Annotated in this window: 29 protein-coding genes; 17 read left to right on the plus strand and 12 right to left on the minus strand. The window is 64.5% G+C overall.

What is annotated here, in order from left to right:
- Nucleotides 1-140: 140 nt before the first annotated feature.
- Both ACIGGF_RS23125 and ACIGGF_RS23130 read right to left on the minus strand, forming a co-directional pair.
- Complete coding sequence (locus ACIGGF_RS23125) at nucleotides 141-425, minus strand: YciI family protein (RefSeq protein ID WP_397523484.1); 285 nt, start codon at nucleotides 423-425, stop codon at nucleotides 141-143.
- 41 nt (nucleotides 426-466) lie between these two features.
- Nucleotides 467-1054, minus strand: coding sequence for an amino-acid N-acetyltransferase (locus ACIGGF_RS23130; RefSeq protein WP_397523448.1), 588 nt, complete (start codon nucleotides 1052-1054; stop codon nucleotides 467-469).
- 140 nt (nucleotides 1055-1194) lie between these two features.
- On the opposite strand from ACIGGF_RS23130, the gene pgsA reads away from it, so the two are divergent.
- The 5 genes from pgsA to ACIGGF_RS23155 all read left to right on the plus strand — a co-directional run bounded on the left by pgsA (nucleotide 1195) and on the right by ACIGGF_RS23155 (nucleotide 4579).
- On the plus strand, nucleotides 1195-1890 hold the full coding sequence (gene pgsA / locus ACIGGF_RS23135) for a CDP-diacylglycerol--glycerol-3-phosphate 3-phosphatidyltransferase (RefSeq protein ID WP_397523449.1): 696 nt from the start codon (nucleotides 1195-1197) through the stop codon (nucleotides 1888-1890).
- 198 nt (nucleotides 1891-2088) lie between these two features.
- Entirely contained in the window at nucleotides 2089-2430 is a 342-nt protein-coding gene (locus ACIGGF_RS23140; RefSeq protein WP_397523450.1) for a helix-turn-helix domain-containing protein, read from the plus strand.
- A gap of 154 nt (nucleotides 2431-2584) precedes the next feature.
- On the plus strand, nucleotides 2585-3394 hold the full coding sequence (locus ACIGGF_RS23145; protein ID WP_397523451.1) for a PspA/IM30 family protein: 810 nt from the start codon (nucleotides 2585-2587) through the stop codon (nucleotides 3392-3394).
- A 42-nt stretch (nucleotides 3395-3436) separates the two neighbouring features.
- Nucleotides 3437-4306, plus strand: a complete 870-nt coding sequence (locus tag ACIGGF_RS23150) for a hypothetical protein (RefSeq protein WP_397523452.1) — start codon at nucleotides 3437-3439, stop codon at nucleotides 4304-4306.
- 99 nt (nucleotides 4307-4405) lie between these two features.
- A complete protein-coding gene (locus ACIGGF_RS23155; RefSeq protein WP_397523453.1) occupies nucleotides 4406-4579 on the plus strand; it encodes a hypothetical protein in 174 nt (57 codons plus the stop codon).
- Nucleotides 4580-4591: 12 nt separating this feature from the next.
- Here the strand turns inward: ACIGGF_RS23155 and ACIGGF_RS23160 are convergent, their stop codons facing one another.
- A complete protein-coding gene (locus ACIGGF_RS23160; protein WP_397523454.1) occupies nucleotides 4592-5488 on the minus strand; it encodes a diacylglycerol kinase in 897 nt (298 codons plus the stop codon).
- Nucleotides 5489-5710: 222 nt separating this feature from the next.
- Here ACIGGF_RS23160 and ACIGGF_RS23165 point away from each other — a divergent pair, with 222 nt between their 5' ends.
- The 5 genes from ACIGGF_RS23165 (at nucleotide 5711) to ACIGGF_RS23185 (ending at nucleotide 9592) form a co-directional block, all read left to right on the plus strand.
- Nucleotides 5711-6349: a TetR/AcrR family transcriptional regulator gene (locus tag ACIGGF_RS23165; protein WP_397523455.1), complete on the plus strand. Its 639-nt coding sequence runs from the start codon at nucleotides 5711-5713 to the stop codon at nucleotides 6347-6349.
- A gap of 75 nt (nucleotides 6350-6424) precedes the next feature.
- Nucleotides 6425-7597, plus strand: a complete 1173-nt coding sequence (locus tag ACIGGF_RS23170) for a glycosyltransferase (protein WP_397523456.1) — start codon at nucleotides 6425-6427, stop codon at nucleotides 7595-7597.
- A 10-nt stretch (nucleotides 7598-7607) separates the two neighbouring features.
- Nucleotides 7608-7799, plus strand: a complete 192-nt coding sequence (locus ACIGGF_RS23175; protein WP_027496833.1) for a DUF3046 domain-containing protein — start codon at nucleotides 7608-7610, stop codon at nucleotides 7797-7799.
- 191 nt (nucleotides 7800-7990) lie between these two features.
- Nucleotides 7991-9028, plus strand: coding sequence for a recombinase RecA (gene recA / locus ACIGGF_RS23180; RefSeq protein WP_027496834.1), 1038 nt, complete (start codon nucleotides 7991-7993; stop codon nucleotides 9026-9028).
- Between the two features lie 12 nt (nucleotides 9029-9040).
- Nucleotides 9041-9592, plus strand: coding sequence for a regulatory protein RecX (locus tag ACIGGF_RS23185; RefSeq protein ID WP_397523457.1), 552 nt, complete (start codon nucleotides 9041-9043; stop codon nucleotides 9590-9592).
- 108 nt (nucleotides 9593-9700) lie between these two features.
- On the opposite strand, the gene ACIGGF_RS23190 is transcribed toward ACIGGF_RS23185, so the two are convergent.
- The 4 genes from ACIGGF_RS23190 to ACIGGF_RS23205 form a co-directional block, all read right to left on the minus strand.
- Entirely contained in the window at nucleotides 9701-10573 is an 873-nt protein-coding gene (locus ACIGGF_RS23190) for an amino acid ABC transporter permease (RefSeq protein WP_397523458.1), read from the minus strand.
- A complete protein-coding gene (locus ACIGGF_RS23195; RefSeq protein ID WP_397523459.1) occupies nucleotides 10573-11250 on the minus strand; it encodes an amino acid ABC transporter permease in 678 nt (225 codons plus the stop codon). The genes ACIGGF_RS23190 and ACIGGF_RS23195 overlap by 1 nt, the downstream gene beginning before the upstream one ends.
- An 85-nt stretch (nucleotides 11251-11335) precedes the next feature.
- Nucleotides 11336-12166: a glutamate ABC transporter substrate-binding protein gene (locus ACIGGF_RS23200; RefSeq protein WP_397523460.1), complete on the minus strand. Its 831-nt coding sequence runs from the start codon at nucleotides 12164-12166 to the stop codon at nucleotides 11336-11338.
- A gap of 53 nt (nucleotides 12167-12219) precedes the next feature.
- Complete coding sequence (locus tag ACIGGF_RS23205) at nucleotides 12220-12948, minus strand: amino acid ABC transporter ATP-binding protein (protein WP_170944851.1); 729 nt, start codon at nucleotides 12946-12948, stop codon at nucleotides 12220-12222.
- 276 nt (nucleotides 12949-13224) lie between these two features.
- Here ACIGGF_RS23205 and miaB point away from each other — a divergent pair, with 276 nt between their 5' ends.
- On the plus strand, nucleotides 13225-14748 hold the full coding sequence (gene miaB, locus ACIGGF_RS23210) for a tRNA (N6-isopentenyl adenosine(37)-C2)-methylthiotransferase MiaB (RefSeq protein ID WP_397523485.1): 1524 nt from the start codon (nucleotides 13225-13227) through the stop codon (nucleotides 14746-14748).
- A complete protein-coding gene (locus ACIGGF_RS23215; RefSeq protein WP_397523461.1) occupies nucleotides 14745-15332 on the plus strand; it encodes a hypothetical protein in 588 nt (195 codons plus the stop codon). Before miaB ends, ACIGGF_RS23215 begins: the two co-directional genes overlap by 4 nt.
- A gap of 39 nt (nucleotides 15333-15371) precedes the next feature.
- Here the strand turns inward: ACIGGF_RS23215 and ACIGGF_RS23220 are convergent, their stop codons facing one another.
- Nucleotides 15372-16844, minus strand: a complete 1473-nt coding sequence (locus tag ACIGGF_RS23220) for a DUF349 domain-containing protein (RefSeq protein WP_397523462.1) — start codon at nucleotides 16842-16844, stop codon at nucleotides 15372-15374.
- Nucleotides 16845-16996: 152 nt separating this feature from the next.
- Between ACIGGF_RS23220 and ACIGGF_RS23225 the strand changes: the two genes are divergently transcribed.
- The 5 genes from ACIGGF_RS23225 (at nucleotide 16997) to ACIGGF_RS23245 (ending at nucleotide 22247) form a co-directional block, all read left to right on the plus strand.
- The gene (locus tag ACIGGF_RS23225) at nucleotides 16997-17716 is read left to right on the plus strand and encodes a hypothetical protein (RefSeq protein ID WP_397523463.1); all 720 of its coding nucleotides are present in this window, start codon (nucleotides 16997-16999) and stop codon (nucleotides 17714-17716) included.
- Nucleotides 17713-18648: a tRNA (adenosine(37)-N6)-dimethylallyltransferase MiaA gene (gene miaA, locus ACIGGF_RS23230; RefSeq protein WP_397523464.1), complete on the plus strand. Its 936-nt coding sequence runs from the start codon at nucleotides 17713-17715 to the stop codon at nucleotides 18646-18648. The genes ACIGGF_RS23225 and miaA overlap by 4 nt, the downstream gene beginning before the upstream one ends.
- 24 nt (nucleotides 18649-18672) lie before the next feature.
- Nucleotides 18673-19542, plus strand: a complete 870-nt coding sequence (gene dapF, locus ACIGGF_RS23235; protein ID WP_397523465.1) for a diaminopimelate epimerase — start codon at nucleotides 18673-18675, stop codon at nucleotides 19540-19542.
- Between the two features lie 78 nt (nucleotides 19543-19620).
- Nucleotides 19621-21162, plus strand: a complete 1542-nt coding sequence (gene hflX / locus ACIGGF_RS23240) for a GTPase HflX (protein ID WP_397523466.1) — start codon at nucleotides 19621-19623, stop codon at nucleotides 21160-21162.
- A 38-nt stretch (nucleotides 21163-21200) separates the two neighbouring features.
- Nucleotides 21201-22247 (plus strand): hypothetical protein, encoded by a 1047-nt coding sequence (locus ACIGGF_RS23245; RefSeq protein ID WP_397523467.1) that lies wholly within the window; start codon nucleotides 21201-21203, stop codon nucleotides 22245-22247.
- A gap of 9 nt (nucleotides 22248-22256) precedes the next feature.
- On the opposite strand, the gene ACIGGF_RS23250 is transcribed toward ACIGGF_RS23245, so the two are convergent.
- The 4 genes from ACIGGF_RS23250 to ACIGGF_RS23265 are packed head-to-tail and all read right to left on the minus strand — an operon-like array spanning nucleotide 22257 to nucleotide 26402.
- The gene (locus tag ACIGGF_RS23250; RefSeq protein ID WP_397523468.1) at nucleotides 22257-22514 is read right to left on the minus strand and encodes an HPr family phosphocarrier protein; all 258 of its coding nucleotides are present in this window, start codon (nucleotides 22512-22514) and stop codon (nucleotides 22257-22259) included.
- Nucleotides 22515-22557: 43 nt separating this feature from the next.
- The gene (locus ACIGGF_RS23255; RefSeq protein ID WP_397523469.1) at nucleotides 22558-24618 is read right to left on the minus strand and encodes a fructose-specific PTS transporter subunit EIIC; all 2061 of its coding nucleotides are present in this window, start codon (nucleotides 24616-24618) and stop codon (nucleotides 22558-22560) included.
- Nucleotides 24619-24627: 9 nt separating this feature from the next.
- Complete coding sequence (locus tag ACIGGF_RS23260; RefSeq protein ID WP_397523470.1) at nucleotides 24628-25638, minus strand: 1-phosphofructokinase family hexose kinase; 1011 nt, start codon at nucleotides 25636-25638, stop codon at nucleotides 24628-24630.
- Nucleotides 25635-26402, minus strand: a complete 768-nt coding sequence (locus ACIGGF_RS23265; protein ID WP_397523471.1) for a DeoR/GlpR family DNA-binding transcription regulator — start codon at nucleotides 26400-26402, stop codon at nucleotides 25635-25637. Before ACIGGF_RS23265 ends, ACIGGF_RS23260 begins: the two co-directional genes overlap by 4 nt.
- Between the last annotated feature and the right edge of the window lie 56 nt (nucleotides 26403-26458).

The raw sequence follows: 26458 nt of genomic DNA on the forward strand, positions 1-26458 counted from the left end.
CTACCTCTGCTCGGTTCGGGATGACACGTCGGGACATCTGCTCCACATCTCCTCAGGTCAGGAGCTGTGTTGCAACCATCACTTGAAACTGCCCTGGACGGTGCAATGGTCCATTCACGCGAGCCGGGTGAGCGGATCGATCAGGACGAGAAGGTGCCCATCACCGGAATCCACTCGCGGAACGACGCCGACTCGATCAGGTTCTCGATTGCGAACGGATCCTGCGCGAACAGTGATTCCACTGACGCGGCGTCTGCGCCCTCGACCAACAGCAGCGCGCCGCTGTCGTCGGCGAACGGGCCACTGGAGACGAGCGTCTTCTGCTCCGACAACTCGGCCAGCCACGCTCGGTGTGTCGCGCGATGGGTGTTGCGGCCCTCGGTGGTCGCAGGGGAGTACGTGTAGGTGACGGCGATCAGGGCCATGGAGCTCACTTCCGGATTCGAGGGGTGTCCGGAGAATTCTGTCAGAGCGAGAGCAGCATGCGCGTGTTGCCCAACGTGTTCGGCTTCACGAAGCTGAGGTCGAGAAACTCTGCGACGCCGGTGTCGTAGGACCGGCACATTTCCGCGTACACCTCGGCCGTGACGGGTGTTCCGTCGATTTCGGCGAACCCGTGCCGAGCGAAGAAGTCCACCTCGAACGTCAACACGAACACTTTCTGCAGTGCCAGATCGCGTGCGACGTCGATGAGCTTGGCGACGATCAGATGCCCAGCGCCATGACCTTTCGCAGCGGGATCCACTGCCACCGTACGAACCTCGCCTAGATCGGCCCAGAGCACATGCAACGCCCCGCAGCCGATGACCTCGCCGTCGCGTTCCGCGATCCAGAATTCCTGTACGGCTTCGTAGAGTGTGACCAGGTTCTTCTCGAGCAGGATGCGGCCCGCATAGATGTCGATCAGCCGCTTGATCTCGGGAATGTCGGATGTCCTGGCGCGGCGCACGACGAGGGTGCCGTCGTGCTCGGGACGCCGGTCCGCGGACTCGAGAGGTGCGCCGGATTCGGTATCGGTGGTGTCGCGACTCGCCCGATTCGTCCCAGAACTCATGGGGTGAACAGTAGTCACCACCGCAACCGATAAACTTTTCGTGTGTCGTCGATCGAGCTGTGTCCCCGTCTGGGTGGGTGGATGCTGCCCGAGGGCGGGCACACCGCCCGATTCGGCGTTGTCGGGTCGCGAGTTGGACGATGAGCGGTCCGGTTGCGCCTGGTCAGGGCGTTCCGTCGAGCAGCGGTAGTTCGAGTAGCGGCGATGCCTCGCGCGCCGGGGTGACCGGACGCAGCCCGGAATTGCCGCATGGCAACGCCGTTCCCGGGGCGACGGACGACGTGCCGTTGCTCAACATCGCCAACGTCCTGACCGTTCTCCGCATCGCACTGGTACCGGTGTTCCTGGCGGCGTTGTTCGTCGGCGACGGCCACGACACCACCTGGCGGCTGACGGCCACCGCGATCTTCGCGGTTGCCGCCATCACCGACCGCATCGACGGCCAAGTGGCACGCAAGTACGGTCTGGTCACCGATTTCGGGAAAATGGCAGACCCCATCGCAGACAAGGCCCTGATCGGTGCCGCGCTCGTCGGCCTGTCGGTTCTGGGAGATCTGTCCTGGTGGGTGACCGTGGTCATCGCAGTGCGGGAGATCGGCATCACCGCGGTCCGCTTCGCGGTCATCCGGCATGGCGTCATCCCCGCCGGGCGCGGAGGAAAGGTCAAGACACTGGTGCAGACCTTCGCGATCGGCGTGTACCTGTGTCCGCTGCCGAGCGCGGTCGATCCGGTCGCGATGACGCTGATGGCTCTGGCGGTCGTGCTGACCCTCTACACCGGAATCGATTACGTCGTGCAGGCCATTCGGCTGCGCCGAGGTGTGTCCACCTCGTGAGAGTGTCGGAGGACTACAGTCTTGGCAACCGTGTCGGATGACCTTCGAGGCGTCTCGGACCGAACCGGCATATAGGGTCGGGAACCAATAGGACCGACCGAGACGTTGAACATGCAGACGGCTCCGGACGAACGAGATGAGAACGTTGTCGTCTCGACGGCTCGGCCGTCGGTACGGACACCAACGAGGAGGAGCGAGATGGCGCTGCTATTGCGTGAAGCACTCGGCGACAGTCTGCGGCGTACTCGCGTCGCACAGAGCCGAACCCTGCGTGAAGTCTCCAACACCGCACGCGTGAGCCTCGGGTATCTCTCCGAGGTCGAGCGTGGTCGGAAGGAGGCGTCGAGCGAACTGCTCGCCGCGATCTGCGATGCCCTCGCCGTCCCGCTCGCGGACGTCATGAGCGACGTCAGTGTGACGCTGTCGGACGCGTCCGTCGCTGCGGCTCGGCTGGACGATGCGGCCGTGGCCACTCGGATCGACGGCGATACCCGAGTCGTGATTCCCGCACCTGCTGCCAGAGCTCTCGCTGCCGCCTAAGATCGGGAAAGCACGCAGCTTCGACCCCTGACCCAGACCGATCACGCGACTTCTTCAGCACGGACAAGTACCGACAGGTTCATTTCGGTCACTGCGAGAGCAGCCGACCCGTACGCGGCCACCGCGGCGCAACAGATGGAGGCAGGACCACCCCATGGCTAATCCTTTCGTCAAGGCCTGGAAATACATGATGGCGCTCTTCAATTCCAAGATCGACGAGAAGGCCGACCCCAAGGTTCAGATTCAGCAGGCGATCGAGGACGCGCAGCGGCAGCATCAGGCTCTGTCTCAGCAGGCCGCGTCCGTCATCGGTAACCAGCGTCAGCTCGAGATGAAGCTCAGCCGGCAACTGGACGAGGTCGAGAAGCTCAACGCGAACGCTCGGCAGGCGGTGACGCTGGCCGATCAGGCGAACACCGCAGGTGACGTCGAGAAAGCCACGCAGTACACCAACGCCGCCGAGGCGTTCGCCGCCCAATTGGTGACCGCGGAGCAGAGCGTCGAAGATCTCAAGGTCCTGCACGATCAGTCTCTGCAGGCCGCCACGCAGGCCAAGAAGGCCGTCGAGCAGAACGCGATGGCTCTGCAGTCGAAGGTCGCCGAGCGTACGAAGCTGCTCAGCCAGCTCGAGCAGGCGAAGATGCAGGAGAAGGTCAGCGAATCGCTGCGGTCCATGGACACCACGCTGTCCGCCCCGGGCAACACGCCCAGCTTGGATGCCGTTCGAGACAAGATCGAACGCCGTTACGCCGATGCTCTCGGTTCGGCGGAGCTGGCTCAGAACACCGTCTCGGGTCGCATGCTCGAGGTCCAGCAGGCTTCGGTGCAGATGGCGGGTCACAGTCGGCTCGAGCAGATACGAGCGTCGATGGCAGGCGACTCGTTGCCGTCCGGCGACTCCGCGGCCAAGCCCTCGATCGCCAAGTCCCCGAACGCCACGCCCGAGCCCCCGGCTCAGGCGTGATCGTCGTGGCCGATACGGCTGTCGACTGACAACGGTCTCGGTATGGGTAGGAAAGAACACGAATTCGGCCGGTCGCGCAAGCGGCCGGCCGTTTCGCTCGATCGTGAGTCCATCACTGCAGCAGTCGCAGAGTCCGGTGCGGTGGTCAGGTCGCTGGCGGAGTCCGCGCGCAGTGTCGGTAAGTCGGTGTTCGATGCTGCCGGCCGTCGAAAAGATCCTCGTGTCAAACATTTGAAGAAGATTCGTCGAGCCAGGCGGCGAGGCATCCGCTTCGGTGCCGCCTCCACCACGACCGCTGCGGGAACAGTAGGGCTTGCCGTGCTGTCCGCACCGGAGTGGTCGTTGTACGCCGGCAGCGGAAGTGCCGCACTCATGGCCGTTCCGGCGGTGTTCGCGGTCGCCCGTTTACGCCGACTGCGGTTTCAGCCGGTACCCGTGGGGATGCCGGCCAAGCGCGTGTTGCCGCAGCGGGGGTCTGCCGCATTCGAGCCGATGGCTCGGTTGGCCGGTGCCGAGAAGAGTCTGTTCGAGCTGCTGGGAATACTGGCGCGATCGGAGACGATCGGAACCGCCGAGGTGGAAGAGACGATCGGTGTCGCCTCGGAAGCTGTGCACGGCCTCGAAGGTGTCGCCGTCGACATCGCTGCTCTGGAACGGGCCGGTGCAGCCAGCGTCGCCACGCGTGAGCACCTGCGCAGTGGGATAGATTCGGCTGCAGCAGATCTCGCGGCCGGAGTCGACCAGTACGAACAACTCGTCGCGGCCGCAGCACGGATGGCTGGACCAGCTGGATTCTCGTCGACGACGATCGTGGACAACCACCGCCGAGAACTCGAGTCGGCCACCGACCGACTGCAGGGATGGGCCGAGGCACTCACCGAAATCGACCGGATCCGGGCGCGGCACCGCTGACGCATTTCAGGGTTCACCCCGATGTGCTCGGAGCGCGCCGGTGCCAAGATCGATGTATGCGACACGACACGGTGCGCGGAGACGCGGTTGGAGTTCCTCATGTTCTGGAAAGTACTGGCATTCATCGTTCTGATCTGGATCGCGCTCGCGCTACTGGGCACCATCATCAAGGGTGTGTTCTGGCTGGTCGTCGCCGGTGCGATAGTACTGGGGCTGGTTTGGCTGTACAAGGCGATCGCCTCCGGCGACAACCGGGCGTCGATGAAGTTCTGACCCCGGCATCCGTCACCCCCGTGGTGGGTGGTTCCGGTCGACGAACACCCGTAGTGCACGTGGTACCGACCGAACCGTGACCGGTAGTTCACCGATGCGTTCACCGTCCGCATATGCGACCATCCCGTCGCACCGCAGGGTGACCCGCTTCGAGGTGTAGGTATCGACCTCCGGGAGATCGATGTGCGTTCCCCGGTACAGAGTCGGCGACATCCTGAGCAGTCGGGTTCGACTGACCCCTGGAACGACGGTGATGTCGAGCAGATCGTCGTCCACCCGAGCCGTCGGACAGACCGCCATTCCGCCGCCGTAACAGCTGCCGTTCCCGATCGCGACCAGAGTGGCGTCGATCCGAATTTCGGCGTCGTCCAATTCCATGACGTACGAATACTTTTCGAGCCTGGCCATCTGCATGATCATCGCGGCGTTGTAACGCAGGGGCCCACGGAACCACCGAAGTCGACCGGCTCTTTCGGTGACCAGGGAATCGAAACCACTCGACAGGACAGTTGCGAACCACCGGTCCCCGCTACGACCCAGATCGATCGATCGCGTGATGTCGTCGACAACGAGGTCAGCTGCTCGTACCGGATCGTCGAGGGGTATCCCCAGAACGCGCGCCAGATCGTTTCCGGTGCCCGCAGGTATGAGGCCCATCGGGGTGTCGGTGCCGGCGAGTACCTGCAGTACGAGATTGGCCATACCGTCGCCACCGACCGCGATCACGGCGTCGGTTCCGCTGTCGACGGCTTTGTTCAACAACGCCAACGCGTCTCCGGGGGTGCGCCCTTCGATGGCCGTGACGTCGAGTGCGCGCTCGCGGAGTCGGGCCACCGCGCGTCGACCGGTGTGTCCTGCCCGCCCGCCACCGGCCGCGGGATTGGTCAGCACTGTCACCGATCGGGTCATGATCGTCCGGATTCGTCGGTCACGTCGATCAGCTTGCCAGGTCGGCGATCGCCGTGTCGGTGAGCGCTGCTGTTTCCCGTCGACCGGCATCGGCGTAGATTGCCGATGCACGCTGTCGGTGATGTTCGTTCCCAATGTGGCCGAAGCTGTGAGGTACAGTAACGAAATCGCTTGGCTTTACCCGCGTTACAGTTCCTTGGTCCATATCGTGAAGGGTGGCACGTGACCGAGCAGCCGGTGTCGAGTTCTGTCTCGACTCAGTCCGTAGAGGCGGCATCGTCCACGAATACGCCCGAGAAGTCGATCGAGGACACCGTTCTCGACGCGGCCCGATCCTGCATTCTCGAGCATGGTGTTCGGCGTACGACACTTGCCGAGATCGCCCGGCGAGCAGAGGTCAGCAGGCCGACGGTCTACCGTCGATGGCCCGATACTCGGGCAGTGGTGTCCAGTCTGCTCACTCGCGAGATCAGCGCGGTCATTCCTCGCTTCGAATCGACCGCATCCGGGCGCGAGCAGATTGTCACCGCCGTGGGCGAGGCTGCGGATCGAATCAGAGTCCATCCGCTGTTCGTGAAGATTCTGCGTTCCGATTCCGATGTTCTTGCCACGTACATCCTGCACCGGCTCGGTACCAGCCAGGCATTGATCATCGACACCCTCTCGTCGTTGATCGTTGTGGGACAGCGCGATTCGTCGATTCGCGCAGGAGACCCCGCCACGTTGGCAACGATGTTGCTGCTGATGGTGCAGTCGGCGGTCCAGTCGGCCGAGATGGTCTCCGAGCGCCTCCCCGGTACCGAGGTGATGCGCCAGATGGCGTACGCGGTCGACGCCTATCTGCGTCCTCGGAGTTCGTGACGCGAGCGCGCTGCCGGTCGCGGTGATCGAAGACATGCGTCGGGCTCGTCCGGTCCGGTGTGGCACGCTGGGTCGGTGCGAGTAGCAGTGGTGGCCGGGCCTGATCCGGGGCATGCATTTCCGGCTATTGCCCTGTCTCTGTTGTTTCGCCAGGCCGGGGACGAACCGGTCCTGTTCACCGGAAGTCGGTGGGTGTCCGACGCCCGTTCCGCAGGGCTGCGAGCTCTTCCCCTGGGCGGCCTGGCACCGCGACCGGAAGACGACGACCTGGACGCCGGACAACGCATCCATTCACGGGCGGCGTTCGTCTCGGCAGAATTGCTAGCGGATCTCGAAGCCGAGAACGTCGATCTGGTGGTGTCGGACATCCTGACCGCAGGGGGCGGCATGGCGGCCGAGCGGCTTGGAATCCCGTGGATCGAACTGTCGCCTCACCCCTTGTACTCGCCTTCACGAGGGCTGCCACCGATCGGCAGTGGGCTGGCGCCGGGAACCGGGTTTCGGGGCCGGCTCCGCGACACCGTGATGCGCGCGCTGACGGCTCGCTCCATCGCACAGGGACGAACTCAGCGCTCCCGCGCCCGGACGAGCATCGGGTTGCCGGCCAGTGATCCCGGCCCGGCGGCCCGCTTGATCGCGACCATTCCCGCGCTCGAAGTGGAGCGACCCGACTGGCCGGACGATGCCCATGTGGTCGGACCTCTGCTGTGGGAGCCGACCGACGACGTACTCGACGCACCCGATGGCAACGCGCCGCTGGTCATGGTCGCACCGTCCACTGCGTTCACCGGTGCGGAGGGGATGCTGGAGATGGCCCTGAAAGGGTTGGACGGCAGCGGACTTCGCGTCGTGGCGTCGGTTCTCGATGGAGGCCCCGATGTGTTGCCGAACTGGGCGACTGCGGGCCTCGGTCGTCAGGACGAACTTCTACGACGCGCCGATGTGGTGGTGTGCGGGGGTGGCCACGGCATGTTGGCCAAAGCGCTCGTGCACGGAGTGCCGGTGGTGACCGTGCCCGGTGGCGGTGATCAGTGGGAACTGGCGAATCGGGCCGCGCGGCAGGGGAGCGCGGTGATCGTTCGACCGCCTACGGCGACCTCGATCGCCGACGCGGTGGCCGACGTTCTCGGTGATCCACGATTCGCTCGGGCTGCAGCGACGGCGGCGTCCGGCGCGACATCGGTCGAGGATCCGGTGTCGGTGTGCCATGAGGTCCTCGCTCGGAGCACGCGAGGGACAGGGCGTTAGGGTTGTCATCGTGCGTCTGACCGAATTTCGTGAACTGCTCACCGAGGAGTTCGGCTCCGTTCGTGGAAACTCCCTGCTGGCCGATCATGTGCTGTCCGGCATCGGGCGAACCGGAGCGCAGGCCATCGAAGACGGTGTGGATCCTCGTGAAGTGTGGCGCTCGATCTGTTACGAGTTCGATGTGCCCAAGGAACGCTGGTAACTCGTCGGTCGTCCGAGTCTCTCGGCGTGTCGGCAGCGACGGTAGTTGACTCGAACACGTGTTCCCCTATGCTGATTCCAACGGTTGCTGATCGGTCTCGAGAACTTCTTGTCGGTACCCCGTTCTAGCGTTACCGACGACAAAGCTGATCGACACGACACAGCTGAACGACACGACACAGGGAGCTCACGATGGCTGCATACGATCGCGACAAAGCACTCGATCTCGCGCTTGCGCAGATCGACAAGAACTTCGGTAAGGGTTCGGTGATGCGCCTCGGTGACGAGGTCCGCCAGCCCATCGCCGTCATCCCCACGGGATCGATCGCGCTCGACGTGGCACTCGGCATCGGAGGGTTGCCGCGTGGACGTGTCATCGAGGTCTACGGTCCGGAATCCTCGGGTAAGACCACCGTCGCCCTGCACGCGGTCGCCAGTGCTCAGCGGGCCGGAGGCATCGCCGCCTTCATCGATGCCGAGCACGCACTCGATCCCGATTATGCGAAGAAGCTGGGCGTCGACACCGACGCGTTGCTGGTCTCGCAGCCCGACACCGGTGAACAGGCCCTCGAGATCGCCGACATGCTGATCCGATCCGGTGCCCTCGACATTCTCGTGGTCGACTCGGTGGCTGCACTGGTACCTCGCGCCGAGATCGAAGGTGAGATGGGTGACAGCCACGTGGGTCTGCAGGCGCGTCTGATGAGTCAGGCGCTCCGAAAGATCACCGGTGCGATGAGCAACTCCGGTACCACCGTGATCTTCATCAACCAGCTGCGCGAAAAGATCGGCGTGATGTTCGGTTCACCCGAAACCACCACCGGTGGTAAGGCATTGAAGTTCTACGCTTCGGTGCGCCTCGACATCCGTCGTATCGAAACCCTGAAGGACGGAACCGAGGCCATCGGTAACCGCACCCGGGTGAAGGTCGTCAAGAACAAGGTCGCGCCGCCGTTCAAGCAGGCCGAGTTCGACATCATCTACGGCAAGGGCATCAGCCGCGAAGGCTCGTTGATAGACATGGGCGTCGAGCACGGCTTCATCCGCAAGTCGGGCTCCTGGTTCACCTACGAAGGCGATCAGCTCGGCCAGGGCAAGGAAAACGCCCGCAAGTTCATGCTCGAGAATCCCGACGTGCGGGACGAGATCGAGAAGAAGATCATGGAGAAGCTGCAGATCGGCGCGGACGTCACCGCAGAGGAGCCCGCAGCTGCTCCGGTCGACTTCTAACCTGTTGTCGCTGTGCAGCAGCGAGACGAAAGCGGCGGCACCGAGGCGCAGGCAAAAGATGTCTGCCTTCGGCTGCTGACCGACCGAGCACGTAGCAGGCACGAACTCGAAGCGAGCCTGGCCAAGAAGGGTTTCACTGCAGAGATCGCGAACGCTGTTCTCGACCGGCTGGAGAAGGCCAAACTGGTCGACGACGAATCATTTGCGCACCAGTGGGTCCGATCCCGGCACACATACTCCGGCAAGGGCAAACGCGCTCTGAGCATGGAACTACGCAACAAAGGCGTGAGCAACGAACTCGCTGTCAACGCACTCGATCTGATCGACGCCGACGACGAACGCCGGCGTGCCGCCGAGCTGGTGCGAAAGAAATTTCGCACTCTGCAGCTACCGGACCCGAGTGGTCCAGACGCACGTGCGGAGCGAGACAAAGTAGTGCGCAAACTGGTCGGCATGCTGGCCCGCCGCGGCTACTCGCAGGGAATGTCGTTCGCGGTGGTCAAAGAACAGCTCGACCGCGCAGGTGCCGATACCGAAGACTTCGACGGCCCCGACTCGATGTGATCGTCCACCTCGAGCCGGGTCCGTCGAGAAACAGTAAGGCCCGCAACACCATCGGTGTTGCGGGCCTTACTCGTTCACGGTTTGCCCGACGTGTCAGCCGGCCGAAGGTCAGGCTGCCTGGCCACCGTCGAGAGCCGGCACCACATCGGTCTTGCCGCCCTTGCGCTTACGGGAACGCAGGCGACGTTCGACTACGGTTGCCAACTTCGTCAACGCCGAGTTGATGATGATCATGATGACGGCGACGATCACCAAGGACGGCAGATAGTTGCTGTAGAACGCGCCCACCTGCTGGCCGGAACGGACGACCTCGACGTAACCGATGACGTAGCCGAGCGCCGAGTCCTTCAGCGCCACCACCATCTGCGAGATGATCGCAGGCAACATCGCGGTGACGGCCTGGGGGAGTAGGACCAGGAGCATGACCTGGCTCTTGCGCATGCCCAGAGCCGACGCGGCCTCACGCTGGCCCTTGGGTAGCGAATTGACACCGGCGCGAACGATTTCCGCGATGACCGAACCGTTGTACAGCGTCAGGCCTGTGACCACTGCAGCCAACGCCAGATACTTGACCTTGAAGACCTCGTAATCGGCGTACACGGCGTACAGGAAGATCATCAGGATCAGCACCGGAACGGCGCGGAACACCTCGACGAACGTACCGCTGATCACCCGGACGACTCGGTGATCGGACAACCTGCCGATACCGAGTACGGCACCGAGAATCAAAGCGAACACGATCGACAGGGCCGCCGCCACCAACGTGCCCTGGATGCCGGGCAGTAGATACGTAGTCCACGTGGTCGATTCGAGGAACGGGTCCCACTTCTCCGCGGTCAACTGCCCCTTGGAGTCGAGTGCCCGGTAGATCAGGAATGCAATTCCCAGCGAGATGACTGCAACGACCACGGTCAGGATGCGGTATCGGAGAACCGCTTTCGGGCCCGGAACGTCGTACAGAACTGCTACTGCGTCACTCATCAGGACACCGCCAATCGCTTGCTGATATACCCGAACAGCAACCCGGTCGGGAGCGTCAAGAGCATGAAGCCGAGCGCGAAGATGCCGCCGACCACGAAGATCGCTGCCTCGTTCTCGATCATGTTCTTCATCAGGAACGATGCCTCGGCGACGCCGATGACCGATGCGATGGTCGTGTTCTTCGTCAGGGCGATCACCACGCTGCCGAGAGGGCCGACCACGGCTCGAAATGCCTGCGGCAGAACGACGATGGAGATGTTCTGCGTGAACGTCATGCCCAGCGATCGGCCGGCCTCGGCCTGACCGACCGGGACCGTGTTGATTCCCGACCGGAGGGATTCGGCCACGAACGACGCGGTGTAGACACTCAGACCGAGGATCGCCAACCGAAAGTTGTTGTCGTCGAGAAACGTCGATGATGTTTCCGACGCGAGCGAGACACCCATGGTCTGGTACAGGCCGAACGAGGTGAACAGGATGATCAGGGTCAACGGGGTATTACGAAAAATGGTGACGTACGTCGCGGCTATGCCGCGGGCGATCGGGATGGGTGAGACCCTCATCGCCGCGATGATCGTCCCGATGACCAACGCACCCACGAGGGACGCCAACGTCAGATAGATGGTCGACAGAAACGCGTCGATCAGTTGATCGCCGTACTTGCTCAATAGGTTCACGGTGCTTGTTGATCCTCACGGTCAGCGAGATCGACTCGTCGTGTTCCGCACGCAGTGGCATGCGGAACACGACGAGAGGAGTCGATCAGTAACGGTCGACTGTGGGCTCGGCGGGAAGCGGGTAGCCCGAAGCCCCGACGGTGTCGTTGAAGGCTTGCTCCCATGCGCCACTCGACACCATTTCTTCGATGGCGTCGTTGATCTGGTTGCGTCCCTCTGTGTCGTCCTTGTTCAGGCCGATGCCGTAGTTCTCGGTGGTGAAGGGCTCGCCGACGACCTTGAACTGTCCGGGAGACTGCGCGGCGTAGCCGGCGAGAATGATGTCGTCCGTCGTCACCGCATCGACAGTGCCGTTGCGCAGGGCCTCGACACAGGCGGAGTAGGTGTCGAACGGCTGGAGCTGCACGCCCGGGTACTCGTCGGCGATGTTCTGTGCGGGTGTGGAGCCGGTGACCGAGCACAGACGCTTGCCCTCGAGCGAGTCGGCACCGGTGATGTCGGTGTTGTCCTGGCTCACCAGTAGAGACTGACCCGCCACGAAGTACGGTCCGGCGAAGCCGACCTTCTCCTTGCGGGTATCGGTGATCGAGTAGGTGGCGACGATGTAGTCGACCTCACCGTTCTCGATCAGAGTCTCGCGCTGGGCCGAAGGGGATTCCTTGAACTCGATGTTCGCCTCGTCGACGCCGAGCTGACCGGCGACGTACTTGGCCACCTCGACGTCGAATCCGCTGTAGGTGCCGTCGGGGTTACGAAGACCGAGACCGGGCTGATCGAACTTGATGCCGACGATGAGGTTGCCGGACTCGGCGCTGGTCGAGATGGTGCGGGCTTCTTCTCCGCCGCCGCAGGCGGTGGCAACGATGGACAGAGCGGCGATGGCGACACCGAGGCGAAGCGGTCGGGTGATTCTCACAGTGAAAGTCCTTCGGTTGGGTCGTATGTACGGGGTCGAGCGGTGTTCGGGGGTCAGTGACCGAGAATCTTGCCGAGGAAGTCCTTGGCTCGTTCGGACTTGGGAGATTTGAAGAAGGTCTCCGGATCGGTGTCCTCGACGACAGCACCGTCGGCCATGAAGATGACGCGGTCGCCGGCCTTGCGGGCGAAGCCCATCTCGTGGGTGACGACGAGCATCGTCATTCCCTCCTTGGCGAGCGAGGTCATGACATCGAGTACCTCGTTGACCATTTCGGGGTCGAGGGCCGAGGTCGGCTCGTCGAAGAGCATCACCTTGGGGTTCATGGCCAGGGATCGCGCGATGGCGACACGCTGCTGCTGACCACCGGACAGCTGAGCGGGATACTTGTCGGCCTGATTCGCGATTCCGACGCGCTCGAGGAGGGCCAGGGCACTCTTCTCCGCCTCGTCCTTCTTCTGCTTGCGCACCTTCATGGGTGCGAGCATGACGTTCTGCAGAATTGTCTTGTGCGCGAACAGGTTGAACGACTGGAACACCATGCCAACATCGGCGCGCAGTGCGGCAAGGGCCTTTCCCTCGGCGGGAAGTAGATCGCCGTCGACTTCGATGGCACCGGAATCGATCGGCTCCAACCGGTTGATGGTGCGGCAGAGGGTCGACTTGCCCGATCCGGAAGGACCCACGACGATGACGACCTGTCCGGCCGGCACTTCCAGGTTGATGTCCTTGAGGACGTGCAGATCACCGAAGTGTTTGTCGACGGATTTGAGCGAGATCATCGATGGTGCGCCCGGCGGGGGTGTCGATGCCGGCGCTTCGGTGGCGTGCGTCATAAGTCGAAACCCTATGCGTAGTTTCCTCGCCGACCGGTGTTTTCGCCTGCCTTCGTCGATTATGTAATGGAAACTTTACTGTCGGCTCGTATCGGCCCTGCACAGTCCGAGGTGACGCCCGGAACCCCGGCGGGCCGGTCGGTGCGATGGACGTACCCTGGAGGGGTGCAGACTAGTGTTTTTCCGACCGTGAACGTGGCCGATCGCGGAAGTTCCGATCCCGTGCCGACTGCCGACCCGTCGGCGCTCGGCCCTCGTAGTTACGAGGTGCGTACGCACGGTTGTCAGATGAACGTGCACGACTCGGAGCGTCTGTCGGGACTGCTCGAGGAGGCCGGATACGTCCCGGCGGACGCGGGAATCGACGCCGACCTCGTTGTCTTCAATACCTGTGCGGTACGTGAGAACGCAGACAACAAGCTGTACGGCAACCTCGGTATGTTGCGGCCCGCCAAGACCCGCAACCCCAACATGCAGATCGCGGTCGGCGGGTGTCTGGCGCAGAAGGACCGGGACACCGTCGTGAAGAAGGCACCGTGGGTGGACGTTGTCTTCGGCACCCACAACATCGGGTCGTTACCGGTGTTGCTCGAACGCGCTCGACACAACGAACAGGCGCAGGTCGAGATACTCGAGTCGCTCGATGCTTTCCCGTCGACCCTGCCTGCGAAGCGCGAATCGGCATACGCGGGCTGGGTGTCGATCTCGGTGGGCTGCAACAACACCTGCACGTTCTGCATCGTGCCTGCTCTACGCGGCAAGGAAATCGATCGTAGGCCGGGCGACATCCTTGCCGAGGTACAGGCTTTGGTGGATCAGGGCGTGCTGGAGGTGACGCTGCTCGGACAGAACGTCAACGCATACGGTGCCTCGTTCGCCGATCCGAACATGCCTCGCGATCGCGGCGCATTCGCGTCGCTGCTGACTGCCTGCGGCGCGATCGAGGGCCTCGAGAGAGTGCGCTTCACGTCGCCGCACCCGGCCGAGTTCACCGACGATGTCATCGATGCCATGGCGTCCACTCCCAACATCTGTCCCACTCTGCACATGCCGTTGCAGTCCGGTTCGGACCGCATCCTCAAGGCGATGCGTCGTTCTTATCGGCAGAGCAAGTTCATGGGCATCATCGACAAGGTCCGCGAGGCCATGCCACATGCGGCGGTCACGACCGACATCATCGTCGGATTCCCGGGCGAGACCGAGGAGGATTTCGAGCAGACGCTCGACGTGGTGCGTCGGGCAAAATTCGCCAACGCCTACACCTTCCAGTACTCCAAGCGGCCGGGAACGCCGGCGGCCGACATGCCCGACCAGGTACCCAAAGAAGTTGTGCAAGAACGGTATCTGCGATTGATCGCCCTGCAGGAAGACATCGTCCTCGAGGCCAACTGGGCGCTGATAGGGACCGAGGTCGAACTGCTCGTCGCCACTGGCGAAGGTCGCAAGAACGCGGCAACCCATCGGATGAGCGGGCGAGCCCGGGACGGCCGACTCGTGCACTTCGCCGTGGACGCCGACACGTCGAGCGATATCCGCCCGGGCGACATCGTCACGACCACCCTCACGGCGGCCGCTCCGTACCATCTCATCGCCGATGCAGGCGTGCTCACCCACCGCCGTACCGCGGCAGGAGACGCCCACGAACGCGGAGTCATGCCGAAGACGGCACCGATCGGCGTCGGCCTCGGACTTCCCACGGTCGGCGCACCTGCGCCGCTACCGGCTCAGACAGGATGTACCGCATGACAGAGAAAGACGGACCCGATCGCGTCGTGCCCTTTCGATCCGCAGAGGAACTGGGGCGAACCGAACGTGCGGTGATGACCGAGCTGGACCCGGGTGCGCGGGCAATGGTGGTGGCCGGGCTGGTGCTGGTTCTGTTGGTCACGTTCGCGTTGCCGCACACCGGATCGGCCAGCGGCTTCGACGTGCTCACGGGCAGCGACGCGGCAGTCGCCGAATCGATTGCGCTGCCTTCGCGCATCTTCGTCGTGCTGATAATGACGTTCGGTGTGGTGATGTCGGTGCTTGCGCTGGTCACCCGCGTGTGGGCGCTGGCCTGGGCTGCGTTGGCAGGGTGTGCGGTGTCGTCGGTGTACGGGATGCTCTCGATCTGGACGAGGCAGACAGTGCCGGACAACCTGCAGGGCAGCGGACCGGGAATCGGGCTCATCATTGCGTGGATCACCGTGATCGTGCTGACGTTTCACTGGCTCAAAGCGGTATGGAACAAGACCAACTCTCAGCTCGCGGCCCAGGAACAGCGGCGGATCGCAGCCGCATCGGGCGAACAGAAGTTGCGACTGTGGGACGGCCGCTCGGCCCCGTAGAACCGAATGGCCGCCCCAGTCAGCGGTAGAGCCCGGGAGTCACAATTCGTCGACTGCGCTCTCCGCTGCGTCGGCCCATTCACGCCATTGCTGCGCCTGTGCCAGCGCCCGCTCGGCGTCCTTCGTCTTGCCGGCTGCCGTCGCCTTGACTGCCTGATCCTCGAACTGAGCCACCCGCTCGCGGAACTGAGCAGCGCGGGCCACGGCCTCGGGGTCGGAGCGACGCCACTGCGACTCCACCGCATCGTGCACGGACTTCTCGATCGCGCGTAGTTTGCCTTCGAGTTCCTGCATCTTTTCTCGCGGAACCTTGCCGATGGCATCCCACTTGTCCTGCAGATCGCGCAGCGCCGAGCGGGCGGCGTCGAGGTCCTTGCTCGGATCGATGTGGGTCTTGGCCAACAGTGCTTCCTTGGCCTCGGCATTGCCCTCGAATTCGGCGTCGCGCTCGGAGGCGGCAGCGTTTCGGGCGGCGAAGAACACGTCCTGAGCAGCCTTGAAGTTCTTCCACAGTGCATCGTCGGCGTCGCGCGGAGCTCGCCCGGATGCCTTCCACTCCACCAGGAGATCGCGGAACGCTGCTGCGGTGGGGCCCCAATCGGTGGACGAAGACAGCGCCTTGGCGCGCTCGACCAACTCTTCCTTACGGACTTTCGCGGCGCCTCGTTCGCGATCGAGATCGGCGAAATGAGCCCCGCGGCGACGATTGAAATTCTCCCGCGCCTTGGAGTAGCGCTTCCACAGTGCATCGTCGACCTTGCGGTCGACCCCTCGAATCGTCTTCCACTCGTCGAGTATCTCGCGCAGCCGATCGCCGGCCTGCTTCCACTGCGTCGATTCGCTGCCGATCACCTCGGCCTCGGCCGCCAGGGCCTCCTTGCGCGCGGTGTGCTCGGCTCGTTCGAGTTCCTTCTCGTGCTTGGCCACCGCTGCCGCGGCGTCGGAGTGCTCGACGACCGCGTCGAGTCGTCGGGCCAGCAGGTCGAGGTCTCCGATCACCGCCGCTGTGGGAAGACTCGCCATCAGGGCGGAAGCAGCGGCCTTGGTTTTCTTGGCATCGCCGGTACCCGAGGACAACCGTGCTTCGAGAAGACCTACCTCGGTGGCCAGATCGTCGTAACGTCGTCCGAAATGAGCCAGGCCCTCCGCTGCGTCACCGGCCTGCCAGGAGCCGATCTGCCGCTCGCCGTCGGCGGTGGTCACCCACGCGGTGCCGTCGTCGTCGACTCTGCCGAACTTGCTGGGATCGCTGGCCGGGGCAACCGTTGGAACAGTGGACGGGACGTGCGACGGCGTCGGATGTGGTTTTGCGCCGGCCGAACCTGCAGGTCGAGGAGCACCGCCGCCCGGCTTGGGTCCACCGCCCGGCTTGGGTCCACTGCTGGACTGGGTGCCACTGCCCGGGACGGATCCACCGGGGCTCGAGGTACCGGGCTCGGTGGCACCGGTGGTGGGGGCGGCTACGTCCGAGGTGGTTGCCTCGGTGGGGGTGCCGGCGTTCGGGTCGGTCATCGTTCCTCATCTCTGCCGCGCGTCACGGCTGCCTTCACTCGCGATCTGGACACCATTGAACTAGGTGACGACCGATCGGACCATTGAAACAGCTCAGACGACTCGAGGTGGACTCGTCCGGCCAAGTCGCGTCACCGACTAGCGTGGTGTTCGTGTTTCGCGCTGTGGCCCTGGTGCCCTCTCCACCGTTGCTCGTCCCCGAACTGACGGGCTCGAGTGCCGACGAGACGGCCGATCTTCGTTCGGCCGCTGTGCGAGCGATGGGCGAGCTGACGTCGTCGACCGACCGGTGGTTGGCCATCGGTGTCGATGACTCCGAGGCGACGTACACGCCTTCGACGGTCGGTACATTTCTCGGGTTCGGCGTCGACGTGGTCGTGAGCCTGGCCGATGACTCGGTGTCGACAGTGCCGGACCCTGATCTGCCACTCGCGGTACTGACAGCCGGTTGGTTGCGCGGAACGGCTGCGCCCGACTCCGCGATCGAGGTTCGGACGATCCCCGCCGACGCGAGTGCGCAGTGGTGCGCGAACGTCGGGGCGGCGTTGCGGCGGGAACTGGACGCCTCCGACGAGAACTGGGGCGTGTTGCTGCTGGCGGACGGCGCGAACACGCTGACCGACAAGGCGCCGGGATCGTTCGACGAGCGGTCGGCGCAGGTCCAGCAGCTGATCGACGACGCCCTCGCCGCAGCCGATGTCGATGCACTGGCGAGCCTCGACGTGGATCTGTGTGCGTCCATCGGCGTCGGTGGACGGGCCGCGTGGCAGGTTCTGGCGGCGCTGGCGAAATCGGACACGATCACGGCCACAGAGCACTACCGCCGGGCACCGTTCGGGGTCGGGTACTACGTCGGAACGTGGGTCCGGTGACCGACGAACCCGACGCGGGGAATTCGCCCACGACCCCGATCGCAGTGATTGGGCCGACCGCGACCGGTAAGTCCGAACTGGCACTCGACCTGGCCGAGAAGCTCGACGGTGAGATCGTCAACATCGACGCGATGCAGCAGTACCGGGGGATGGACATCGGAACTGCGAAGCTGCCGGTGGCAGACCGCCGCGGCGTACGTCACCACCAGTTGGACGTGCTCGAGGTCACCGAGACAGCGACCGTCGCGCGGTACCAATCCGCGGCCGTCGCCGACGTCGACGACATCAGATCCAGAGGTCGGCGACCGATCATCGTCGGCGGGTCCATGATGTACGTGCAGTCGTTGCTCGACGAGTGGGCCTTCCCGGCGACGGATCCGGTGGTTCGTGCGAAGTGGGAAGAGGTGTTGGCGAGCGGCGGGGTGGAAGAGGTCCATCGCGCGTTGGTCGCGGCCGATCCCGAGGCCGCGGCGTCCATTCTGCCCACCGACGGTCGTCGCATGGTCCGCGCACTCGAGGTCGTGGAGCTGACCGGGCAACCCTTCGCGGCATCGGCTCCCACGATCGGTGAACCGCGATGGGACACAATAATATTGGGGGTCGACCGGGAGACCGCCGAACTGGACGAGCGAATCGACACCCGCACGCGGCTGATGTTCGAGTCCGGACTGCTCGACGAGGTGGAAAGTCTGCTCGAGCTGGGATTGCGCGAGGGAGTCACGGCGTCGCGGGCGATCGGCTACGCGCAGGTTCTCGACGTATTGGCGGGGGAGTGCGACATCGAGCACGCCCGGGAGCGCACGTTCATCGGCACCAGACGATATGTGCGACGCCAGCGCTCCTGGTTTCGCCGAGACGACCGCGTGCGATGGCTCGACGGGGCGTCGTCGACACTGCTGTCGGACGCCCTGTCCGCCATCGGCCCTCGATAACGGCGTCCCCGTAGACTCGCGGTCATGGAATTCGCCAAGGGCCACGGAACGCAGAACGATTTCGTCGTACTTCCCGATCCTTCGGCCGAACTCGAGCTCACCAGGTCGGCAGTGGTGGCGCTGTGTGATCGACGCCAGGGTCTGGGAGCCGATGGCATTCTGCGGGTCGCGCGAGCCGGCGTGCTGCGAGATGCCGGTGTTCTCGATCGCATTCCGGCGGGTGTGGAGCCCGAAGACTGGTTCATGGACTACCGCAATGCCGACGGCAGCATCGCCGAGATGTGCGGCAACGGGGTGCGCGTGTTCGCCCATTACCTCCGCGCACACGACCTGGAAGAACGCGACCAGTTCGTCGTAGGATCGCGGGCCGGGGCTCGTGCGGTGACGGTGCACTCGTTCGACCACACCGACGCCGATGTCACCGTTGCAATGGGCGACGTCACGTTGTTGGGCTCGAGCTCGGCGACGTTTGCGGGCGGGTCGTACGAGGGCGTCGGAATCGATGTCGGCAACCCGCACCTGGCCTGTGTCGACGGCACGCTCGATCGTGCTGCTCTGGGGGCTCTCGACTTCTCCGCTCCACCGTCCCTGGACGCCGAGTTCTTCCCCCGCGGTGCAAACCTCGAGATCGTGACCAGGCTCGACGACGGCCGCGTCGAGATGCGAGTGTTCGAGCGTGGAGTGGGCGAAACGCGGTCGTGTGGCACCGGCACCGTGGCCGCCGCAGCCGCTGCGCTGTCGTACGAGGGCCTCGAAACGGGCGAGGTGAGCGTGGGCGTGCTCGGCGGCCGGGTTCGCGTGGCCATCGACCATGTGGGTGCCACCCTCCGTGGGCCCTCGGTTCTGCTCGCTCGCGGCGAGATCGACACCCGATGGTTCGAGGCGCAGAACTGACGTCCGCTCGGGGCGCTGTGTGGGCCGAGGCGAAACCCGCGTGCACACGCTGGGCTTTTCGTGGATCATGGGGGACGTATGACGAACTCACATGAAACCTCCCCTGCGGGCGAACCGATCGACACGAACGCCGACGATTCACCCGACACCGCATCTGCGTGGACCCGCGAGGAGTCCGACGCATGGTCGAGGCGGCTGTCTCGCTCGCCGCTCAATGACGAGGACTCGCCGTCCTCGGGTGACATGCAGCTCGAAGATCGCACGGCGCTCCGACGAGTGGCCGGATTGTCCACCGAGCTCACCGATGTCACCGAGGTCGAGTACCGGCAGCTGCGCCTCGAGCGCGTCGTGCTGGTGGGCGTCTGGACCACCGGTACGGCCGCGCAGGCCGAGTCCAGCATGACCGAACTGGCAGCGCTGGCCGAGACCGCCGGCTCGGAGGTTCTCGAAGCGCTGATGCAACGGCGCGACAAGCCCGATGCCGCGACGTACATCGGTTCCGGTAAGGCCCAGGAGGTGCGCGACATCGTGCTCGCGACCGGTGCCGATACCGTGATCTGCGACGGTGAACTGACGCCTGCTCAGCTCAACGCGTTGGAGAAGGTCGTCAAGGTCAAGGTCATCGACCGGACCGCGTTGATTCTCGACATCTTCGCCCAACATGCGACCTCCCGAGAAGGCAAGGCGCAGGTGGCGTTCGCGCAGATGGAATACATGTTGCCCAGGCTTCGTGGCTGGGGTGAATCGATGTCGCGTCAGGCCGGTGGACGTGCAGGCAGCAACGGTGGTGTGGGTCTTCGCGGACCGGGTGAAACGAAGATCGAGACCGACCGTCGACGCATCCGTGAGCGGATGGCCAAGCTGCGCCGCGAGATCAAGGGCATGAAGCAGGCCCGCGACACCAAACGTGAACAGCGACTCAGTGGCACGGTGCCGTCCATCGCCATCGTGGGATACACCAACGCCGGCAAGTCGAGTCTGTTGAATGCGCTGACCGGATCCGGTGTGTTGGTGCAGAACGCGTTGTTCGCGACCCTCGACCCCACCACGCGCAAGTCCACTCTGGAGGACGGTCGCGAGATCGTGCTGACCGACACCGTCGGATTCGTCCGACATCTGCCGACCCAGTTGGTCGAAGCGTTCCGCTCGACGCTCGAGGAAGTCACCGACGCCGATCTGCTGCTGCACGTGGTCGACGGATCGGATCCTCTGCCGGTCGATCAGATCAAGGCCGTGCGCGAAGTGATCACCGACGTGGTTCGGGAGCAGGATGCGAAGATGCCGCCGGAGTTGTTGGTGGTCAACAAGATCGACGCCGCCGATCCGGTGCAGCTGACCCAACTGCGCGGACTGCTCGACGGTGCGCGGTTCGTCTCGGCCAAGACCGGCGAGGGCATCGACGCCCTCCGAGATCACCTGGCCGAGATCCTCTCCGAGCCGGACGTGTTGGTCGACGTTCTCGTGCCCTACACCCGTGGTGATCTGGTCGCGCGAATCCATACCGACGGCCGGATCGTGAAGTCCACTCACGAGGAAGAGGGCACCCGCGTGGAAGCTCGTGTGCCGCAATCGCTTGCGGCGGCGCTCGTCGAGTTCGCGGCAACCGTTCCCAGCGTCTGACGTCGATGTGGTGCCGGGTGGCGGTGCGGGGTGCTGCTGTGTCCGTGTTCGCCACCGCATTCGCCGGGACCGCGTTCGCTGCGCCGATCGACACGGAAACATACTGTCGGCCAACTGATCCCGGCCTCGCCGAACTGTCCGGATTGACGTCGATCGACGGAGTTCTGTTCGGAATCGGAGACAGCGGAGCCGACGATCGCGTCGCGGTGCTGAACGGAAACTGTGCCGTAGAACGGTGGATCGACGTACCCGTCGACCCATACGACGTCGAGGACCTCACCTCGTACGACGGTTCGCTGTGGTTGGCCGACATCGGCGACAACCAGATGCGTCGTGACACAGTCGCACTGACGCGAATTGACCCTACGACAGGCGCGGGCGAGCTGTACCGACTGACCTACCCCGACGGTGCACACGACGCCGAGACGATACTGATCGAGCACGGTGGTAGGCCGGTGATCGTCACCAAGGAACTCTCGGGCGTGAGCGGGGTGTACGTACCGGCCGGCGACGAATCCGTCGCCGATCTGACCAACCCGGGGCCGACGCCGATGCGCAAGGTCGGCGATCTGGTGTTCACCGCAACCGACACGGTCGGTGGGCCGCCGTTCGTGGTGGGATCGATTCTGGCAACCGGGGGAGCGGTGAACGCCGACGGCACAGTCGCTGCCGTGCGCACGTACACCGATGCGTACCTGTTCCGCACGTCCGACGGGGACATCGCGTCGGCGTTGGTCGATCCGACAGCGCCTCGGGCCGTGGTGCCGTTGCCCGACCAGCCGCAGGGCGAGGCACTGGCATTTCTCGGCGACGGAAGTCTGCTCCTGGCGTCGGAGGCGGGATTCGGTCCGACGGACGGATCGCTTCCGCCGATACTTCGGATTCCGAACGCCGAGTCGCTGGAACTTGGCGCTCCGGCCGCCACCCCCGCTTCGGTATCGTCGTCCGCCGTGGCCGAGCAACCAGCCCAGACGCCGGCAGCGACGGACTCGGAATGGGGATTCCGAGCTGCCGTCGCTGCTGGGGTGGTGCTGATCGCCGGAGCGGTGGGGTTCACCGTCCGGCGATCGATGCGTTCTCGCTAGGCGGTCGTGTCAGGCGTCCAAATCTGCCTGGACGAGAGCGACGACTTTGTCGTGGGCTGCCTGGTCGTCACTAGTGACGGTGACTTCGGTCCCCTTGGTGGCACCGAGCGTCATGATCATCAGGGCCGAACCTGCATCGACCGGCTCCGAGTCGGCCACTGCGAGGGTGACGTCCACGCCGGCCTCGGCGACGGCGTCGGCGATCAGTGCTGCGGGACGAGCGTGCAGACCGATCGAGGATCCGACGGCGACTGTGGTGCTGGGCATGTGGTGCTCCTTCGTAGTGGGTTCGTTGCGATCGTAGCGAGTGTCAGACGGTGGCGAGTTCCGGATCGATTTCGGCGTCCGACGGGGCATTCTTGCCCTTGACGAACTGCTTGGCTGTGACAACCAGGAACGCCGAGACGAGTGTTCCGGCAACCAGTGCGATGAGGAACCACAGGATTCCGCCGATGGCGACGAAGACGAAGATGCCGCCGTGGGGTGCACTCAGGGTGACGTCGAAGGCCATGATCAGCGCACCGGTCACTGCGCCACCGGCCATCATCGACGGGATGACGCGAAGCGGGTCGGCCGCGGCGAACGGGATTGCACCCTCGGAGATGAAGGCAGCTCCCAAGAACCATGCGGCCTTGCCGTTCTCGCGCTCGGCTTCGGTGAACAGACGCGAACGAACCGTGGAAGCGAGTGCCATGGCCAGGGGCGGCACCATTCCTGCGGCCATGACGGCTGCCATGATGCGCAGTGATGCGATATCGGTGACCGACAGGCCCGCGGTGGCGAAGGCGTAGGCAGCTTTGTTGACCGGGCCACCGAGGTCGAAGCACATCATCAGGCCGAGAATGATGCCCAGAATGATGATCGCGGATCCGCTGAGGCCATTGAGCCAGTTGGTCAGTCCGTTCGTGATGGCGGCAAGCGGCTTGCCGAGCAGCAGGAACATGATGCCGCCGACGACGAGAGAGGCGACGAGTGGAATCACCACGACGGGCATGAGTCCGCGCAGAACTGTCGGAATCTTCCAACGGCTGACCCAGAGGGCGATGAAGCCGGCGATCAGACCACCGACGAGACCGCCGAGGAAGCCTGCACCGACGAGTACGGCCACCGCACCTGCAGTGAAACCTGGTGCGAGGCCGGGCCTGTCGGCGATGGCGTAAGAGATATAGCCGGCCAGCGCGGGGACCAGGAAGCTGAACGACAACGCACCGATCTGGAACAGGACGGCGCCGAGGTAGATCTTGAGCCCCCCATCCGGAAGGGCCGTCAACGAGTTGTTGATAACGATCTCTTCAGCAGTTCCAGAGATCTCGTATCCGCCGATGAAGAAGCCGAGAGCGATCAGCAGACCACCGGCCGCGACGAACGGAATCATGTAGCTGACACCGGTCAACAGAATCTGGCGCAGCTTCGTGCCCCAGCCGAGCTCGCCGGCCGAGTCGTTGGAGCCTGCCGCAACCGCCGTGCCGCCGACGCGAGCCGCGTCCGGGTTCAATGCCGCACGAAGAGCTTCGGTGACCATGACGTCGGGCTCGTTGATGGCGCGCTTGACGCCGGAGGAGATGACGGGCTTACCGGCGAAACGCTCGCGGTTCTTCACACCCACATCGGTGGCGAAGATGACGGCTTCCGCTCCGGCGATGATCGAGGGGTCCAGCGGCGTGCTGCCGCTCGATCCCTGGGTCTCGACGTGGACCGTGACCCCGGCGCGCTCGCCTGCTGCGACGAGCGAATCGGCAGCCATGTAGGTGTGCGCAATTCCGGTGGGGCAGGCGGTGACTGCGACGATGTGCTTCGGAGCCGACGACGCCTCTGCCGGAGTGGCGACCGCGCTGTGCTTGGCGGTGGACACCGGAGCTGCTGGAGCCGCAGCTGCCGGAACCGCTACGGCGGGCTTGGCCGCGGGGTTGATGACACCGTCGACGAGCGCGACGATCTCGGCTGCCGAGGACGCGTTGCGAAGCGAGGTGACGAATTCGGGCTTGACCAGTGCGCGGGCCAGGCTGGAGAGCAACTTCATGTGTGCCGAGCCGGCTCCGGCCGGCGCTGCGATCAGGAAGACGAGGTCTGCGGGGCCGTCGGGCGCACCGAAATCGACCTTGGGGTCGAGTCGGGCAAATCCGAGGGACGCCGAGGTGACGGCTTCGGATCGGCAGTGCGGGATGGCGATTCCGCCGGGCAGGCCGGTCGCCGACTGTGCTTCGCGGGCGAGCGCGGCGTCGCGGAGAGCGTCGTTGTCGGTTGCGCGACCGGCAGAACCGAGAACGCCTGCGAGGCGCTCGATCACGTCAGCTTTGGATTCGCCGAGATCTGCGTCGAGGAGGATCAGTTCCTCGGCGATGATCGGACGATCTTCGGTGGGGGTGGACATTGCAGACTCCTAGAGACGGTTCGAGGAAGGGGAGAGCGTGGACGGGGAGACGGAGGTGGAGATGTCGAGCGCGCGAACCGTCACCGAATTCGGGTGGGTCTGCTCGGGCAGGGGAAGCGTGGTGCCTGGTAGCGCGGTGGCTGCCGTTCCGTAGGCCACGGCGCGGCGAAGTTTGTCTGCGTCGGAACAGTTCTCGGCATCGGCGAGGATGTAGCCGGCGAGGGAGGAATCGCCCGCACCGACGGTGCTGACCGCCGTTATCGGGGGCGGGCTGGCGAACCAGGATCCGTCCGCGGTGACCAGTACGGCTCCGGCGCTGCCGAGGGTGGCCAGGACAGCGCCGACGCCTCGACCGAGAAGTATGGTGCTCGCGGCGATGGCTGCAGTGGGGTCGCCCTGTGCTGCAGCATCTTCCAGCTCGCTCGAATCGTACCCGGTGAGTTGGGCGAGTTCCTCGGAATTGGGCTTGATCAAGTCCGGGGCCGACGCCGGGAACCCTGCAGCGAGAGCCAGCAGTGGTTCGTCGGACGTATCGACGGCAACCTTCGCAGAGGTGGCGCGCAGAGCGACGACGAGCTCGGCGTACCAGCCGACGGGCAAGCCCGGCGGCAGGGAACCCGAGAGGACCACCCATTCGGCATCGACTGCGAGACCGATGATTCGATCGCGTAGCTCGACGCGGGTGTGCTCCGACACCGTGGCGCCCGGCTCGTTGATCTTGGTGGTGGTACCACCGAGCTCGCTCACCGTGATGTTGGTACGCGCCGGACCCGACGTCGGAACGGCGGAAAACCGCACACCTTTGTCGGACATCGCGTCGAGCAAGGGATCTCCGACATTGGCCGGGAGTACGGCCAGTGCCTCCACTCCGGATCCGCCGAGGACACGGGCGACGTTGACGCCCTTGCCACCCGGGTCGGTGACCGACGTCGATGCCCGATGTACGCCGCCGCGAACGAGCGGTGCGTCGAGTGTGACCGTGCGGTCCATACTCGGGTTGGCCGTGAGTGTGACCATCATGCGATCACCACCTCGATTCCTTTGTCGCTGAGATTCTTACGGTCGGTGTTGGTGATATCGCTGTCGGTGACGATGACATCGATGGATTCCACTCTGGCGAAACTCACCAGGTGTTCGCGGCCGATCTTCGACGAGTCGGCAAGCACCACAACGTGATTGGCACCGTGGACCATGGCCCGCTTGACCGCTGCCTCGTCGCTGTCCGGGGTGGACAGGCCGTGTCCGACGCTGATGGCGTTGGTTCCGATGAACGCGACGTCCACCCGGAGCCATTCGAGGGCGCGTAATGCTTCGTCACCGACGGCGGCCTGGGTGGTTCCGCGGACCCGCCCGCCGAGCAGTCGAAGGTTGACGGCCGGCATGGTTGCGGCCCGGGCTGCGATCGGCACCGAGTTGGTCACCAGTGTCAGTTCGCGATCGTGCGGCAGTAGGCCCGCGAGCCGTCCTGTGGTGGTGCCCGCGTCGAACACCGCGCTTCCGCCGACCGGTGGCAGGAAGGCCAGCGCTGCAGCTGCTATTGCATCCTTCTGATCGGCGCGGGTGAACTCTCGCTCGGAGACGCCGGGCTCGAGCGTCGTCAGCGCAGATGCGGGTACGGCTCCACCGTGAACGCGCCGCACCACTCCCAGTCGATCGAGGGTGGCGAGATCGCGTCGCACGGTTTCGGTGGTGACGCCGTACGTGGCGGAGAGATCGTTGACGGAGACGCGGCCGTGCGTGCTGATCAGTTCGGCGATCGCGTGCTGTCTTTCTTCGGCGTACACCTGCGTCTCCTTCCGAGTTGATGTTGCTTTATGTTGTTTTACGCCCGTGTGTGTTG

Origin of the sequence: Rhodococcus sp. NPDC078407, assembly GCF_044542515.1 — a bacterium.
Taxonomy (GTDB): Bacteria; Actinomycetota; Actinomycetes; order Mycobacteriales; family Mycobacteriaceae; genus Rhodococcoides.